The following is a 16,779-nucleotide window of genomic DNA, read 5'->3' as shown; positions in this document are numbered from 1 at the left end:
GTTTGATGCTGTTGGAGGGCTAATTGGAACGCGCATCCGCCCGTTTTCCGGGGCTTCCAGGCGCACTACTGCCCAAGGACTGCCAGACGTTTGCGGTGCAGGTACAGGTTCACCAGCGCGAAGTTCGCGCACAGGCGGTGATGGTTCTTCGCGATGCCTCTGTATCTCACTTTGTCGAAGCCGAAGATGCGCTTCAGGATCCGGAACGGATGTTCTACCTTGGCCCGCACCCTCGACTTACTCCGGTTCTTCTTTTTCTGTAACTCGTCGACATAGTTTTTGAACTTCGTCCGCTTGCAGGTCATGTCCTGTGCCTTCGGAGCGGCCTCTTGGATGGCGTCGGTCTGGCCCTGATAGCCGCCGTCGCCCCACACCTTACGCTCTTGGCCGTGCAGCAGTTCCGGTAACATGTGGCAGTCCGCCACGCTGGCTGCGCTCGTCGCCACAGAGTGGACGATGCCCTCCTCGCGTCCACGCCGATATGCGCCTTCAGGCCGAAGTACCACTGGTTGCCCTTCCTGGTCTGGTGCATCGCCGGGTCGCGCTCGCCACTCGCGTTCTGGGTCGACGAAGGCGCATGCAGGATGGTCGCATCGACAATCGTGCCCGTCGCGATCCGGATGCCCCTGGCATCCAGATGCACGTTCACCGCATCCAGCATCAACCCGCCCAGCTCGTGCCTCTCCAGCAGATGACGGAACCGCAGGATGGTCGTCTCATCCGGCGCAGGCGCAATCCCAAGGTCCACGCCAACGAACCGCCGCAGCGCCGCAGACTCGTACAACGCCTCTTCCACCCCAGGGTCCGACAGATTGAACCACTGCTGCACAAAGTAAGTCCGCAGCATGATCGCCAACCCTACCGGCTGCCCTCCCTTGCCCGCCTTCGCATAGTGCGGTCGTACCAGGGCTTCCAGCGCAGACCATGGAACCACCTGCTCCATCTCGTCCAGAAACAACTCCCGCCGACTCTTCCGCCCGTACTTCTCAAACACACCCTGACTCGACAGACTCTGCTGCTTCATCGCAATCTCCTCGCAGCTATCAGATTAATCAATCAGGCAAGCGATGCAGAACTTGTGCAGACTCTCCCTAAGGGTTCCTCGGTGCCTAAACGATTGACTCCCTCGCCGCAACTGATCAGATATGCCTGTGCCAGCATCATCCCCTCAGGACATGCGGGATAGTCGTCAGTGTTCCATAGAGCTAACAGTTTGTTGTGGTCCATCATCGTGCCCTATGCTTTGAAGAGAAGAAGCGCATCACCCTGGTGAGGAGTCCACCACGCTTTCTCGCGTCCTCTGCCTCAAGCTCCCTCATCCGCTTATTGAAGCGGCCCATCTCTTTGGCGTGCTCCTTAGCCCTCAGATGCGCTTCTACCGAACCACGGTCGTCTGGATCACCAAAACCCATCGGCTTGTATTGCTTCGTAAACTTGATTTGTATAAGCGAAACTTTTGTGGAAAGCGAAAGCTCCAAACATCCGCCTATCGTGTTGGCACAAGCTTCACTGAGCCAGAAGCCTCTGCGTGAAGAGCCAGATTGCCTCTGATGGTTAAGACACGGTAGGAATCACGCACTCACGAGCTGCTTCCGTAGCTGGGGTGCAACTCCACTTCTATTACCGCTTATGTTATTGAGTAGACACAATCGCGGCACGGGTGTAATTTCCTTCCACAGCCGAATATATGTCGCGACGGCATTCCGCCCACCGGATCAGCCTCGACTTAGATCGGAAAAGGCTATGCGAACAATCCTCGCTATTTCTCAGGATGCGATACTTCTCGCAAGTAGGGCTGCTGTACTTCGCAAAACCAATGCGGAAGTTATCGAGGCGAAGGCAAGCGAAGCAAAGAATATTCTCAAGGCGCGCCAATTCGATCTTGTAGTGCTCTGCCATTCATTAACCCCCGCAGAGACGCTTGAGATTGTATCCTTGGCCCATCAGAAGACAATCGCAATACCGGTACTCAAAGTTGTTTCGAACATAGAGTTTGCTTCGGAGCGGACATTTATCGCGCCGGACGTGGTGACTTCATGTCACCCGAAGATTCTCCTAGAAAAAGTGGCGGAGCTTCTGGATGTCTCGCTATCAGGGTGCAACTGATCTTCGATGGCACGGCTCTGTCCTCTGTGGGTCTTCCGTTGAACTCGTTGCTTCCGACTCTTTAGCCTATCGAACTGTTCCTGACTCAATTCAATATCAATGGAACCCGATCTACGCTCTTTCAGAGTCTGCCTCACCGATTGAATGTCTCTGAACCGGCAATTGGCTGATTCCATCAGACCAATGACCTTCTCCGCATCAGTGAACTCCCAATGTGCGCCAATCAGCGTGTTTCCCTGAAGGAAGCACACGCTGTATAGCATCATCGTTTCTGGAGGAACATCTCCACGATGGGCATAGGCGAATAATAAGCGAAAATATGCTGTGGAAAGCCTCTATTCTTTACGGCGCATTTGTAATATGAAAGTGATGGCAAACATATCGCAGAGCACTGTTGTCGTAATGATTAACGTCTTTGAATATCTAGGCTGCTATGACAATTTTTTTAGTTACGGCACAGACGGGCCAATCCTTTCCGCAACTGACCTGAGAAAGCATCTATTTTCGCTAGATTTCAACAACAAATTGCTCGACAGATTCGCGGAATGGGATTGGGCCTTCAAGACAATTCTGCCTTTGATGGGCCCCGGTAATTTTGAGCCAGGAGAAATGTTAGTCTTCGACCAAATTGAAGGGCCTGGAAAAGCTGTACCAACTAGAGGGTTAGGAATCGGCTTGTTTTTGTTTCAGCCAGATCGCGGTTAACCGCGATCTGGCTGGTGAACTCCTCTGGTGTCCTGTTGGCGAGAGCCCTGTGAGGACGACTCTCATTGTATTCCCGCCGCCAGGCTTCGATGATCTGCTTTGCTTCGGTCAGATTCTGGAACCAGTTCGTGTCGAGACACTCTGATCGGAAGGTTCCGTTGAAGCTCTCCACGAACGCGTTATCGGTTGGCTTACCGGGCCGCGAGAAGTCGATCTTCACGCTGTTCCGATACGCCCACAGATCCAGCATCTGACCGGTGAACTCAGACCCATTGTCACAAAACAGCAGCTTCGGCACACCACGCTGCTCCTTTAGTCGGTTCAACACGCGCACCACATCTTCTCCTCTCAGGCTCTGCCCAACTTCGATGGCAAGACTTTCTCTGGTGTAAATATCCACGATGGTCAGCGAGCGGAAGCGCCTTCCATCGCAGAGCTGATCGGCAACAAAATCCATGGCCCAGACCTGGTTCGGTCCGGTTGGACGGAAGCGCTCTTGTCGATGCACCACGGCCCGCCTTCTTCCAACGGGTCGCTTGCGCAGCCCCAGCCCCTCTTCCTTATACAGCCGATAGACAAGGTCCTTGCCCACCTTCCAGCCCTCACGGTTCAACAGCACGCGGATCATCCGATACCCGTAGCGCACGCGGGTCTGCGCGATTTCCCGGATGCGCATCCGCAACTCGATCCACTGCTCCTGGTGGCCTTCGTAGCGATACGTCGCCCGGGCCAACTCCAGAACACAGCATGCGTGCCGTTCGCTCACTCGATAGCTCTGCTCGAAGTACTTCACCATCGGGCGGCGCCGCGAGGGCTTCACAACTTTTTTCTGAGCACATCCTGCAACATCGTCTTATCCAACGTCAGTTCCGCCACCAACTGCTTCAGCCGCGTGTTCTCATCCCGCAGTTGCTTCAGCTGCCGGACCTGGTCGACTTCAAGGCCCATGTACTTCGCCTTCCATCGATAGAACGTCTGTTCACTGATCCCGACCTTCCGAATCAGCTCCGCCACCGGCACGCCTACCTCGGACTGCTTCAACACCGACACAATCTGCTCTACCGAGAACTTCTTCTTCATGGCAAAATCCTCCACCCTCTTCAGGGCCGGTTTTGCCGAAAGACTAACCCTCCATATGGTCCAGTTCTAGCCGGGCCCATCAAAATCTAACCCTATGGCTGAGGAGGATTTGGATGAGGAAGAGACGGTTCACGGTAGAGCAGATGATTGGTGTGCTGAAGCAGGCGCAAGTAGGCGTTCCTGTCGCGGAGGTGATCCGCAAGGCGGGGATTAGCGAGCAGACGTACTACCGGTGGAAGGCGAAGTACGCTGGCCTAGAGGTGGACGAAGTTCGCAAGATGGCTCAGTTACAAGAAGAGAACCTGCGTTTGAAGCAGCTTGTTGCAGAGCTAACGCTGGACAAGACGATGCTGCAGGATGTGCTCTCAAAAAATGGTGAAGCCTTCGCGGCGTGGGCCGATGGTGGAGCGGCTGGTTGGAAGCTACCTGGTAAGCGAACGGCATGCCTGTCGTGTTCTACGCGTCCCTCGAGCGACCTACCGCTACCGAAGCTGTCTCGATCCACGGACTGAACTGCGGATGAGGATCCGCGAGATCGCTCAGGCAAGAGTGCGTTATGGATACCGCAAGATCCGCGTGCTGTTGAACCGCGAAGGCTGGGATGTGGGCAAGTACTTGGTGTACCGGCTGTACAAGGAAGAAGGACTGACGCTGAAGAGGATGAAGCCTGCCGGGAAGCGGAAGGCATCTCGAACTCGTGAGGATCGGATCAAGCCTACGGCTCCGAACGAAGCCTGGAGTATGGACTTCGTGATGGATCAGCTGCAGGATGGAACGCGGTTCCGCGCCTTGACGATCGTGGATGTGCATACGAGAGAAGCTGTAGCGATTCAAGTAGGACAGAGCCTGAAAGGAGACGATGTTGTGCGGACACTGAACCAGTTGAAGCTAGACCGTGGCGTGCCGAAGGTGCTGTTCTGTGACAACGGCAGCGAGTTCACCAGTCAGGCGATGGATCTATGGGCTTATCGCAACAGCGCTAAGATCGACTTCTCCAGACCAGGCAAGCCAACAGACAACGCCTTCGTTGAAAGCTTCAACGGAACCCTGCGAAGTGAATGTCTGAATATCCACTGGTTCCTCGATTTGAAGGAGGCAAGACACCTGATCGAAGCATGGCGGCAGGAATATAATGAGAGTCGTCCTCACGCAGCTCTCGATGACAGGACGCCGAGCGAGTTCGCCAGCCAGATCGCGGCTAGCCGCGATCTGGCTGGAACCTAAACAGGTCGAAGACTAACTCTGACCTTGGTACAGGAAAATTAGGCCCTTCAATAAACGCGCTACACTAACTCCTCACTGGCACAAAAGATCGGGCAAACCACCGTTTGTGCTGATTTGTGCTCCCCGTTTCGAGGTTGTCATCCTCGAAATGGAAGCGTTCCGTTTGAACATCTCTTCGATCGCTGTCTCTCAGTGTCCTAGACAGGGCTTTGTGAACTCACATCTATGATTCCGACCATCCTTTTCTTACGGGACCCTCTGAACGTATAGAGTGCGATTGTGAGAAGGTAGCCATGCCCGAAAAGAAACAGGCGCAAAAGATGAAGGTTCATAACAGGTTGATTGGTCGTATGCCAAAGCATAGTGAATATTCAGCGACGGCATGAGATCTGAAAACCAGGATTCACAAGCCGGCGAAAGACCTTGTTGCATTGGATGAATCTTATAAGCTCCTGCCGGAACCATCAAACGGGGCTCGTTAACGTAATGAGAATTTTCTAGTTCTGTCCAGGCGTCGTATTCAAATCCGGCACGAATCTCACTTCTAGTCACCCCCGTAGACAGCACTTCGTTTGTGATCGCCAACACCGCACGATCTCTGGCATATAAGTCGTGAAGTTCGCTAACACCAAAAGCCCCAAACATCAGAATTAGAGCCACGGTCAACGACGGTAGACGACCACTGACCCTCTCCTCATATAACCGCAAAAGACCCACCGCGGCCACGAAGATCAAAGGAATCAGGTATCTATCGAAAATGTTTGTCCTTGTCACGAGCAATACTATGTAGGCCAGGGTAAATGGACCAAACATCGCAAACGTACTGCTCCACGTGAATGCCGCTTTGCCTTTCCAATGCGGGCGTTGAATTTTGGAAACGCTAAGCAAAAAAAGAACGAAGCCCGAGAAAGCAGCAAGGATTAGCAGAGTGAGCACCATACGACAGTCATAAGGTAGTACATCCGGCTGTACACCAAGAATCCCGGACCCGCTTGTCAATCCTCTGTTCATCACGGTGCCGCCAGTGAACTCAAGTTCGAGGTTTACCTGCTTGCTGAAAATCAAACCGAGAACCCCCACCAATGCAAAGCCACTTAGCAGGAGAGTAGCTTTGAGACGCGTTAGCCGATCGTGAAAGGGCAACTTGACTATGAAGGCAGTGATAATTGGAAGGACGAAGAAACAGATAGCTAGGGTATTACGCAGCACTATGTTTCTCAGCACACCACTTACTCGTCCGTGCGGCTGGTGTATTAGCGCCTCGGTAAGTGAGTAAGGTTGGTGGCGGAACCAATGCATACTCCATCCGATTATTCCGGCACTGATCAGCCACAATGCAGCTGCCACCATCAGAATTCCTTTCCTTCTCCGAAGGTGCCAGGCTACGCAAGGAACCATTACCAAAGCCCCAAGCCAAGCTACCTGGCGGACAGTCCCACCGACCGCATTAGATAGCGTTGCAAAGACAAGCCATGCAATTGCCTTCCGCGTCGTGCTTGCCTGAATCGCGCGTGTGCAACTGTAGAAACAAAGAACTATACAGAAGAACCCCGGGACGTCGGACATAAAGCTAAAAGCCACTGACAGAAACGCTGGTGACAGCGCAATCATCAGAGTGCCGACAGTAGCGTTCCACTCGTTCACTCCTAAACGAACGAAGAGGCGTTGAGCCAACATGATCGTCGCTACCGCAACAAGTAGCACCGAGACCCTGGCAATAAAAAAGAAAATCCGAACACTTTGAAAAAGAGTGCACCGAGGTACAACTGCCAACCCAGCATAGCGGTCGCCCATCCGTTATAGACAACGTGCCCCGTATCGGCGAGTACCCGTGCGCTCCAAACGTAAGACCAATCGTCATCCAAACCCATCTCGGCTATCGGATGTGAAACAACAATCGCAAGGACAAGAAACAGACCGCACAGGGCAGGACCGAATGCAGAGTTACGAATTCGCGAAAACAAGAGATTCCTCCACCTCACCTACAGGAGTTAGTAGCCACCCCAGTCAATAGGAGACTTCTTGTTTATACATTGTTGGACAAGGGCGTACTGTCGGTCGTATCAACCAGATTCCAATGGAAAGCCGCAGCGGGGGCCGCACTAAAATCTCATTACCGGTTGCGAAGAGGTCAAAATAGTGTGGGGTGGCCAAAGTCCGAGAACGAAAGATGTCGGTACACAGACAACAACGGCTAAAGCCGCATGGTGCAGGGTGTTTCAAACCCCTCGCCATTTCTTTCAATGCCGATACGATTTCCTTAGAGATGTTCGCGAAGCCAGAACTTCAATTCTCGAAACAATGAGACTGCCACCTTAAAGCTTGGCACAGCCAGAAGAGCGCCGATGGAGACAACAGGTATCAGCAAGTTGTCAGGTATTCCCGGGATAAGACTGACAGTTTCGCCTGAATTTTCACCTGGAGTCGGTAAAGTGGGATCATCCAAAACCAATGCAGCAAGGAACCAGAGCGTGTTCATGGCAACTTCCTTATGCTGAGTGTCTCGTGCCGGATGGAGTCGCTAGATACTGACTCTCGCTCTCTCGGTTCTTTCAGGTCTGTTCTTCGGATCCATACCGGCTATGAGATACGCGCGGACCGAGAACTCTGCAATGATGGGAGGAGGAAACCGGACGAGCAGCGCCGACCGTGCGCGGCACCACTCGCGCAATGTACTGGTCATAGCACAGGTAGCCATGGCTCTGATTCTGCTCGATCCCCTGACGTTCTTTGCTGTCCCGGTTGTCCTGGGCGCAGCGGCTGCGATTGCCAGCTTATCTGCCAGCGCGCCGCGCTGCTGGAGTCGATCCAGTCGAAGCGCTGAAAGCCCAGTAATGTCCCCTTCAACAAAGATTGGATAATATATACAGACGTGGTGTTTGCACCATTTTGCAGGGGTTTTTCCAAATTTTCGGCCGCAGATGGTGGTGAGAACGTGGTGAGGTTGTGGTGGAATGCGTGGTGAACGTGGTTTTCAGGCACCACATTTCTGAGGCAGAAAAAATGCGCCACATTTATCGACTTTATTTTTAGTCAGGGTGGGTGGGTGAATCCTTTACGGGCGATTCAGCCACTCAGGCGAAGGCGCGGATCGTCGGATGCCGTCACGCAGAGGGGCCGGTTTAGCTGTTTTGCAATTGGGCTAGAGTGTCTATCGCTTCTTTGCGAAGTGACACAGAACTTCAGTGAGGCTATGGAATTATCTCGGTTGCGGTGGCGAAGCTTAGTTGGTGGATTGCCATCCAGGTCTGGGAGTAGGCGTTTAGAGCGTCGGATGTGACGGACCGGGATTCGCGCAGTGCGTCGAGATAGTCGATCAGGGCGAGGCCGCCGTGCTGATAACTGAACTGAGCGATGTCGAGAACATCTTTGGCTTCGTCGATATAGTGTCCGTTGTAACGGTCGGAGAGGACTTTGGCGTTGGCATAGCCGGACCACGCCTGATCGACGTCGGCAATCACCTGATTTCGCGTAGCTAGTTCGGTAAAGCGGCTGGCCTGGGCGACGTATTTGCTGGTCTCTTTGTTGCCTTGATTGCGGTCGAAGATGCGTATGGGAATGTTGAGGGAAAAACCGGCGGAGTTATAGGTGCCACTGCGATCGTATTCTCCTTCGAGGGTTGGATCTGTAGTCCCATTGGCGTAAGCGAGCTTGACGTTGGCATCAGCCACTGCGACACCGAGTTGCGCCGCGTGAAGGTCGGGTCGGGCGGCGATCGCCTTCTGCTCCAGGTTCTCCATCGTGTCGGAGACCACAGGAGGGACTACATCTCCAATCACGTCGAAGTCTGGGCGAGGCTTGTCGTAGCCGAGAAGGGCCTGAAGCTGAATGCTGGCCTGCTGGGCGTTGGTGACGGCATTCGATTCGTCAGTTTCGAACTGGGCGAGCTGAAGGTCGAGGCGTTCGAAGTCCAGCTTGGCGATGTCACCAGCCTTATAGCGCTCGCGACCGATGTCGAGCTCGTGTCTGTAATCGGCGAGATTATCGTCGGCCAGCTTTTTAGCGGCCTTGGCAATGACAAAACTAGTAAAGGCCTGCCGGACCGCGAAGACGGTCTGCTGTTCCTGAAGATGATACTGGGCGTCGGTCTGGGCCGTAGTGGAACGGGCACTGTCGAGACGCCAGCGACGCTTTTCGCCTCGCTCGAACAACCGCGACACCTGCAGACTGTATTGGTATGGGTTAGAGGCTCCTTGTGCGGGAAGCGTTATGTTTGACCCGGTAAACCCGAAGTAGGGATTGGCTCTGACGCCGGCCTGAATCTCCTGGGCTTTGACCGAAAGCAGATTTTGTTGCGCAGAGAGTAGTGTCGGATTTTTCATCCGTGCAATATCTACGGCCTGCTGCATGGTGATGGCGGCAGGGGTGGAGCCTGACGGCTGAGTCTGCGGAAACGCGATGCAAGCCGCGAACAGAAGGCAGGAGGCCACGAGGAGGATTCGATGTTTTTTCTTCGCCATTAGCTTTTCGAACCTCCTTTAGCCTGCGTGATTCTTATTGAAGACTTGCCTGCGTTCTTGAACAACATCAGTTCTCAAACTCCGTCTCGGGGGTGGGGAGGACATCGTCAGGCCTTGCAATCCAGACGTATAAGGTGGGCAGAAGGAAGACGCTGATGAGGAGCGCGCCGATGAGACCGCCAACGATGACCATGGCGAAAGGACGCTGCGAGTCGGACCCGATGCCGTGCGAGGTTGCAGCAGGTAGAAGACCAAGGGTGGCGACGAGCATGGTCATCATGATGGGACGAAGGCGGAGTACGGCCCCTTCGATTGCGGACTCTTCAATGGAGTGGCCGCGAACCCGCATCTGATTGATGTACTCGAGCATGATGACGCCGGTCTGAACGGAGACGCCGAAGAGAGCCAGAAAGCCGACGCCAGAGGAGACGCTGAAGTTGGTATGGGTAAAGAGCAGCGCGAGCAGACCGCCAACCGGAGCCATGGAGACGTTGATAAGGATGAGACCGGCCCATTTTCCAGAGTGAAACATGGAATAGAGAATGATGAAGATGATGAGGATCGTAACGGGAAGCACCAGCATGAGACGGCGAGAGGAGCGCTTCTGGCTCTCGTACTCCCCGGCCCAGTCGATCTTGTAGCCGGGCGGGAGCTTTACCTGCTCATTGACTTTAGCGATGGCCTCTTCGACGGTGCTGCCGAGATCGCGATTGCGCACGCTGTATTTGATAGCCACAAAGCGCTGGCCAGCTTCGCGAGAGATCGTTTCAGCACCATCCTGCATCGAGATGTTGGTGAGCTGTGCCAGCGAGACACGCTCGCCTGAGGGCGAAAGAAGCCGGATATTATCGATGGCCTCCTGCGTGTCGCGATACTGCGGCAGATAGCGGACGACGAGGTCGTAACGCGCTTCACCCTGAAGAACCTGACTGACTGCGTTGCCCCCCACTGCGGTTTGGATTGCGTCCTGAATATCGGCGACATTGATTCCAAAGCGTGCTGCGGCCGGCCGATTCACGGTGTAGTTCAGATTGGGCTGGCCGATGACGCGAAAGAGTCCGAGATCACTTACTCCTTTGATTTTGCTCATGATGGAGATGATCTGGTCACCCTTCGCCTCGAGGGTCTTGAGATCATCTCCGTAGATCTTGACAGCGAGTTCGCCTTTGACACCGCTGACGGCCTCTTCAACGTTGTCGGAGATGGGCTGTGAGAAGTTCCAAATGACGCCGGGCATCTTCTCCAACTCGCGGTCCATCGCACCGATCAGCTCGTCTTTATTTTTCTTGAAGACGGGACGCCAGGCTTCCTTGGTTTTCAGGTCGACAAAGTACTCTGTGTTGAAGAAACCGGTAACATCGGTTCCGTCATCAGGACGACCGGTCTGACTTACGACCTGGGTCACCTCGGGAAATGAAGAGAGAATGATACGAGCTTGATTCATTACTCGCAGACTCTCCGTCGGGCCGGTACTTGGGGCGAGTGTGCCACGAACCCAGATGGCTCCTTCGTCGAGATGAGGAAGAAACTCTGACCCAATCACGCCGCTGAGCCCCAGGAAAAGAGCGAGAGCAAGAGCCCCGCCTGCCACCCCGATCGTAACGTAACGATGCTCGATGGCCCATCGCGCGGAGTGTCGGTAGCGGTCGGTGAGCCACGCCATCACCGGGTTCTGCCATTCCGTGGTGCCGTTGGGAAACAGCAGGCTGGCCAGAACCGGCGCGATCAGCATGGAGAAGACAAGAGCACCGAGAAGAGCGAAGGCCACGGTCCAGGCCATTGGCTGAAAGAGACGGCCTTCTACTGCCTGCAGAGTGAAGATCGGCAGATAGGCCGTGATGATGATGCCAATCGCGTAGAAAACGGGGCGCTGAACTTCGTGCGCGGCCTCCCGGATCTGCTCTGCCGGAGACAGCGAGTCTTTGCGCTGGTGGCTGAGGTGACGGACGATGTTTTCCACCATTACGACAGCGCCGTCGACAACCATGCCGAAGTCCAACGCGCCCAGAGACAGCAGGTTCGCGGGGATGTGCCGGAGGTCGAGACAGATGGATGCAAAGAGGAGAGCAAATGGAATGGTAAGCGAGACGATGAGAGCGCCGCGGACGTTACCCAGAAACAGGAAGAGAATGATAACGACGAGAATGATGCCTTCGGTGAGGTTATGCAGCACCGTATGCGTGGTGTAGTGGAGCAGATCGCTTCGATCAAGAAACGGGACGACCTTGACCCCGGGCGGGAGGACACGATTGTTGAGTTCGTCCACCTTTTTGTGAATGCCAGCCAGGGCGAACTCAGAGTCATCCCCTTCTGGAGAGCGACAATGCCTTCAACTACGTCCCCGTTATCGACGATCTTTCCGTCTTCACGATGGATCGCCTTTGAGCTGCCGGGCTTGTCCTGGTGATCGACGCAAGGGTCGTTCGCGGTCCAGGAACCTGGCGGGTCGGTCAGAGGCAGGACCCCAGAGCGACAGGCTTTGCCGATCTGGCCGAGACGGATCTTGGGTCCCTGGGCAACCGTCGCGATATCTTTGACGCGGAGTGCGGTGCCGGACTGAGTCTTAAGGACGGTCTCCTCTATATCGTGGACGTTCTTGTAAAGGCCAACTTCGCGGACGTTGATCTGCTGCTGGCCCTGTTCGATAAAACTGCCACCTGCGTTGGTGTTGTTGTTGGCCAGCTGCTGCTCGACCTGACCGATGCTAAGCCCGTAAGCAACGAGCTTGTCGGGATCGACGCGGACCTGATACTCGCGTGTCATGCCACCGAAGCTTGAGTCGTCGACAACGCCGGGCACGGATTTGAATTGCTTCGCGATGGTCCAGTCCTCGAGGGACTTAAGGTCCATGTTGTCGTAGAGCGGGTTCGTGCTGCGGAGTGTGTACCAGTAGATCTGACCGACGGGGCTCCAGTCGGTTCCGATCTGCGGTTGAATTCCCGTTGGGAGAGTGACCTGGGAGAGACGCTCGAGGACCTTTTCACGATTCCAGTCGTTGACCGAGTCATCATCGAAGATAAGGCTGATGTTGGAGAGTCCGGCAAGCGAGGTCGACCGCAGATGGGTCATGTGCGGGATGCCCGCCATTCCAATTTCGAGCGGGATGGTGACCTGCTGCTCGATCTCCTCGGCGGCGCGGCCGGGCCACTGGGTGATGATCTGGACGTAGTTGTTGGCAACGTCCGGGTAGGCTTCCACCGGTAGATTGTGGAAGGAGACGATGCCCCAGGCGAACAGCATAATCGCGAGGCCGAGTATCAGCCAGCGGTTGTTCAGTGCAAAATCGACGAGCTTACGAATCATTACTGATCCGCCGTGTTCTGCAGCGCGAGGGCGTTGATGACGACCTGTTGGCCCGCATCAAGACCGGAGACAATCTCCTGCATATTGCCCGGCAAGGATGTGCCGCCGCGTACCATCACTCGGCGAAACTTGCCGTCCCCTGCAGGAGTGTAGACCCAGTCGCGGTCATGCAGATGGAGCACTGCTGTGGCAGGCACCTGCACGTGCGTCTGCGCGGTCTTGCCGTGAAGGGTGGCGGTGGCAAACATGCCGACGCGCATTAAGGTGTTGGGATTCTCAATCTGAATGCGAACTTTGGCCGTGCGGATCTGTGGATCGAGGACGGCTCCGACGTCGCTGATGACGCCGGTGAGAACGCGGTCGGGATAAGCGGTGAGGCGGATGTCCGCCTTCTGACCGAGATGGACTGTGGGAAGATCGTTCTCGTAGACGTCGCAGATGATCCATACGTGCGACAGGTCGGCAATGGTGAAGGCGTTGGCCGAGCCGGCGTAGGTGACTCCGGCTGCGGCGGCATTGGTGACATTTTGGGCGATGATGAAGCCTGAGGCGGGTGCGTAAACCTTGACCGTTGCGGCTGGGTGGTTTTTGTCAACACCAAGAACGCGGAGTTGTTCTTCGGAGGCGGATAGGGCTGCTTTAGCATCGTCTTCGGCGTTCTGCGCGATTTCAACCTGGCTATTGGGAATGGCGCCCTTGTCGTTGAGGATCTTCGCCCGGTCGAGCTGAACCTTTGCAAGACGTTCGTCGTTCACAGCCTTCAGGTAAGAGCCAAAAGCACCGGATACGTCGGTGCTCTGAACATCCATCAGGAGCTGGCCCTTCTTAACGTAGTCACCGATGCGGGCATGGACCTCCACGACGCGGCCGGAGGCGATGGATATCACGGGAATGGTGCGGGAGATATCGGGATTTACCGTGCCGGTGACCTGGATGGTGGAGGTGGCAGCGTAGTCGGTCGCCGCAGCCAGCGTGAACTGATCCGGGTGATCAACGTGAACCAGATTCGGGTCGGCGTCGGGTTGGACGACAGCGGCCGGTGGAACTTCGCTTTTGGATCGGATGGCTTTGCACTGCAACCTGCTAGTAGACAGGCGCCGAAGCAGAACAACAGAGTGGCAGGGTGCCTGAAACTGATTGAACTCATCGCGTAAACTCGTTATCCCCCATAGGATCAATCGTTAATTCTTCCATTTTAGAGATCATCCGATGCACGCGATCTGAGCGACGCTTGAATCAGTCATAAAGCGCATTTCTGGAACCACATGACGCACTCGTCACGTCCAAGCTAAAGTCTATCGTTTGCTTGCTATTCCCGTGTCAACTTTTTTGACTGAGGGTGGCCTGGTTTCGGTAGCGGCTCAAGGGGAGAAGGCCAACCAAATGTGAGAGAAAGGCGCGCTTGATCCATAACAACGATGGTCAACGCTGATCCGGATTTGCACTATCGACCTTCGCGCACGTTACGGCGATCTCAATCAGGACAACTGTAGATAAGCGATCAAGATATCCTCCCCGCCGTACCAATCCGGTCTACTGATCAAGATTAGATGTCTAGAAAGCCGCGCTTGAGAGCGATCATCACTGCGTGAGTCCGATCACTTGCGTCAAGCTTGGAAAGAATGTTTTTGAGGTGTCCCTTGACGGTATGCTCGGAGATGGAAAGCCGCGATGCGATGACCTTGTTAGAACTTCCCTTGGCAACATCGCGCAGCACTTCGATCTCTCGCGTAGTGAGGATCTCGTCGCCGGCGTGCTCTGCTAGTTCCTGGGCTATCTCGGGCGGAATGCGTCTCATACCTGCATGAGCCAGCCGTATTGTGTCAATTAGTTCGGTACGCAGCATACTTTTCAGGAGATAACCGACTGCTCCAGCCTTGAAAGCGCGAAGAGCCTGAATATCTCCTCCGTATGTGGTGAGGACGACTATGCGAGCGTTAGGAAAATCCTTACGAATGGTTGAGATTGCGTCGATGCCATTCGTCTTAGGCATCCGTATATCCATCAGTGTTACATCCGGACGGTGTAATCGAAACGATGCAATCGCCTCCTCACCATCCGCAGCTTCGGCCACAACGGACATGTCGGGCTGCGCGTTGATCGCACCCGAAATTCCAGTTCTAAGGAGCGGATGATCGTCGACCGTAAGAACTCTGATTGTACGTATCTCACTCATTGTCGATCCTTCTATTCCGATCGGATCTCCCGCAAAACACCGCAGATGCAAACTCCCCGATCATCGACCGATTTGATTCGATGGTTGACGTCTCATTCTATCTCCGTGTCTGAGTTGAGTGACATCAAACTTCCGAATCCAACTGTTAAGCTCACCGCAAGATGCGGGACGGACGGATGAGCAAAGTACGGCCACACCCCCCAAAAGTATTACTATTCCTACCCTCTCTTCGGGTTTGCCGGTTTTCAGTAGACCGGATACGCTCACGACTGTGCAGAGACTCTTTTCGATGTTCCCGACGGGAGCGGCGGGCGTTGCTTTGATTCTTGTGCGTTTCTCTGTCGCTGTGACGCTTTTCGCGGAAGTAATGCCCGCGGGAAATCCAGCCGCTCATATTTGGGAGTCCGCCGGTCTGGGTTTGCTGGGTGTCACGATCTGTCTTGGACTATTTACTCCAGTGTCTTCGATCGCATGCTGTCTGATTGAGGCAGCGATGTTGCTTGACACGAAGGACCTTGTCTTCATCCCTCTGATCTCTTCCATTTTGGTTGCCGCTTCTCTTGGGCTGTTGGGACCTGGAGCATACTCCCTTGACGCACGGATGTTTGGACGACGACTGGTGGTTTCGTCCTCCGACAAAACCATGAGCGGCGACTAAAGCGACACGTCTGTGGTGAGCGCACCCTTCGCGAGCAAAAGAGATTCGCATTGAGGAAATCTCCCCCTCGAAAGAGTGTCCCAATAGAAATACGATTTAGGCTATCGAGCAATTGGTTTTCGCTTTAGCTTGGGGAAGATCTCCATCCGTTTAGCGATCCTCACGCTTACAGGACAGGTGATTCCAATGCAGGGCACCGAACTTAGGACTTGGACGCGTCGATTTAGCTTCGTCATAACTCTCGGCCTTGGGAGCAATACAAGTATCAATATTCAATATCTGAATTAGCGGTCAAGCTAGTCTTTTATTGATCCGAAATTTGAACTTGATTACTAACCTAACGAAATTCGGTTCCAGAATCTCTCAGAAAGGCCGCCCAATGGACTCATACTTTTCAACAGGCACTATCAGCGTGCAAGCTATTCTCGAGACCTCCAATGATGAGATGTTGGTCGCCGCAGCGAAGACGGGAGAGCATCTAGCTTTCTCCGAGCTTTGGAGTCGCCATTCAAAGAAAACTTTCAGCACGATGTATCGGATCACGAGAAATCGGCAAGATGCAGAAGATGCGCTTCAAGATGCTTTTCTGAAGGCTTATGTTCATCTAAAGAACTTCGATGGCAGGTCGACGTTCTCCACGTGGCTTACGCGAATTGCCATCAACTCGGCACTGATGATCTTACGTCGGAAGCGCGCTCATCCCGAGATCTCGATGGACGGCGGGGTAGAGGGCGAGACCTGGCAGCATTGGGAGGTGCCCGATCGACGGGTCAACACAGAAGAGCACTATGCGAGATCTGAAAGAGAACACCATCTGAAACGCGCGATCCACCGATTGAGACCAGCACTTCGAACCATCGTGGAAATCCAGCAAGTGCACGACACTTCGATCAAAGAGATCGCCGAAATCGCTGGAATCTCCGTAGCCGCCACAAAATCCCGCTTGTTGCGTGCCAGAACTGTGCTGCGCCGGTCGCTCGGATGAAAGATCAATCTCTTCCAATCTGACGACTCGTACCGTCTCCTCATCTTTTTCCGATCGGAATTTCTATGTCGGAAACGAACTG

The 16,779-nt window shown here is 54.4% G+C and carries 13 protein-coding genes and 1 pseudogene; 4 read left to right on the top strand and 10 right to left on the bottom strand.

From position 1 onward, the window contains the following. Window positions 1-65 precede the first annotated feature (65 nt). A protein-coding gene (locus RBB80_RS17910) for an IS5 family transposase (protein WP_433963844.1) occupies window positions 66-1,024 on the bottom strand; the annotation gives its coding sequence in 2 pieces (ribosomal slippage) (window positions 66-463 and window positions 463-1,024; 960 coding nt in all). Between the two features lie 719 nt (window positions 1,025-1,743). Here RBB80_RS17910 and RBB80_RS17905 point away from each other — a divergent pair. Next, entirely contained in the window at window positions 1,744-2,106 is a 363-nt protein-coding gene (locus RBB80_RS17905) for a hypothetical protein (protein WP_433963843.1), read from the top strand. 655 nt (window positions 2,107-2,761) lie between these two features. On the opposite strand, the gene RBB80_RS17900 is transcribed toward RBB80_RS17905, so the two are convergent. Continuing rightward, a protein-coding gene (locus RBB80_RS17900) for an IS3 family transposase (RefSeq protein ID WP_433963842.1) occupies window positions 2,762-3,891 on the bottom strand; the annotation gives its coding sequence in 2 pieces (ribosomal slippage) (window positions 2,762-3,642 and window positions 3,642-3,891; 1,131 coding nt in all). 113 nt (window positions 3,892-4,004) lie between these two features. Between RBB80_RS17900 and RBB80_RS17895 the strand changes: the two genes are divergently transcribed. Continuing rightward, window positions 4,005-5,115, top strand: a protein-coding gene (locus RBB80_RS17895; protein ID WP_433963841.1) for an IS3 family transposase whose coding sequence is annotated in 2 segments (ribosomal slippage) — window positions 4,005-4,258 and window positions 4,257-5,115 — 1,113 coding nt in all. Because the reading frame shifts where the segments join, the coding sequence is not laid out codon by codon here. 246 nt (window positions 5,116-5,361) lie between these two features. Here RBB80_RS17895 and RBB80_RS17890 read toward each other — a convergent pair. The 8 genes and pseudogenes from RBB80_RS17890 to RBB80_RS17855 form a co-directional block, all read right to left on the bottom strand. Further along, on the bottom strand, window positions 5,362-6,465 hold the full coding sequence (locus RBB80_RS17890; protein WP_433963840.1) for a hypothetical protein: 1,104 nt from the start codon (window positions 6,463-6,465) through the stop codon (window positions 5,362-5,364). Window positions 6,466-7,375: 910 nt separating this feature from the next. Next, window positions 7,376-7,594: a hypothetical protein gene (locus RBB80_RS17885; protein WP_433963839.1), complete on the bottom strand. Its 219-nt coding sequence runs from the start codon at window positions 7,592-7,594 to the stop codon at window positions 7,376-7,378. A gap of 200 nt (window positions 7,595-7,794) precedes the next feature. Next, complete coding sequence (locus RBB80_RS17880) at window positions 7,795-8,127, bottom strand: hypothetical protein (RefSeq protein ID WP_433963838.1); 333 nt, start codon at window positions 8,125-8,127, stop codon at window positions 7,795-7,797. Between the two features lie 179 nt (window positions 8,128-8,306). Beyond that, complete coding sequence (locus tag RBB80_RS17875; RefSeq protein WP_433963837.1) at window positions 8,307-9,575, bottom strand: TolC family protein; 1,269 nt, start codon at window positions 9,573-9,575, stop codon at window positions 8,307-8,309. Between the two features lie 67 nt (window positions 9,576-9,642). Then, window positions 9,643-11,841, bottom strand: a complete 2,199-nt coding sequence (locus tag RBB80_RS17870; RefSeq protein WP_433963836.1) for an efflux RND transporter permease subunit — start codon at window positions 11,839-11,841, stop codon at window positions 9,643-9,645. Between the two features lie 296 nt (window positions 11,842-12,137). Beyond that, a pseudogene (locus RBB80_RS17865) lies at window positions 12,138-12,815 on the bottom strand (efflux RND transporter permease subunit); the annotation flags it as partial. A 62-nt stretch (window positions 12,816-12,877) separates the two neighbouring features. Next, on the bottom strand, window positions 12,878-13,957 hold the full coding sequence (locus RBB80_RS17860) for an efflux RND transporter periplasmic adaptor subunit (RefSeq protein ID WP_433963835.1): 1,080 nt from the start codon (window positions 13,955-13,957) through the stop codon (window positions 12,878-12,880). 467 nt (window positions 13,958-14,424) lie between these two features. Next, the gene (locus RBB80_RS17855; protein WP_433963834.1) at window positions 14,425-15,054 is read right to left on the bottom strand and encodes a response regulator; all 630 of its coding nucleotides are present in this window, start codon (window positions 15,052-15,054) and stop codon (window positions 14,425-14,427) included. 271 nt (window positions 15,055-15,325) lie between these two features. On the opposite strand from RBB80_RS17855, the gene RBB80_RS17850 reads away from it, so the two are divergent. Together RBB80_RS17850 and RBB80_RS17845 are read left to right on the top strand one after the other, a co-directional pair. Next, a complete protein-coding gene (locus RBB80_RS17850; protein ID WP_433963833.1) occupies window positions 15,326-15,712 on the top strand; it encodes a hypothetical protein in 387 nt (128 codons plus the stop codon). A gap of 379 nt (window positions 15,713-16,091) precedes the next feature. Next, complete coding sequence (locus RBB80_RS17845) at window positions 16,092-16,697, top strand: RNA polymerase sigma factor (protein WP_433963832.1); 606 nt, start codon at window positions 16,092-16,094, stop codon at window positions 16,695-16,697. Window positions 16,698-16,779: the final 82 nt, after the last annotated feature.

The organism is Tunturiibacter gelidiferens (assembly GCF_051013345.1).
Taxonomy (GTDB): domain Bacteria; phylum Acidobacteriota; class Terriglobia; order Terriglobales; family Acidobacteriaceae; genus Edaphobacter; species Edaphobacter gelidiferens_A.
Note: the sequence above shows the minus strand (reverse complement) of the source record. Positions and strands in the feature narration are given on the sequence as shown.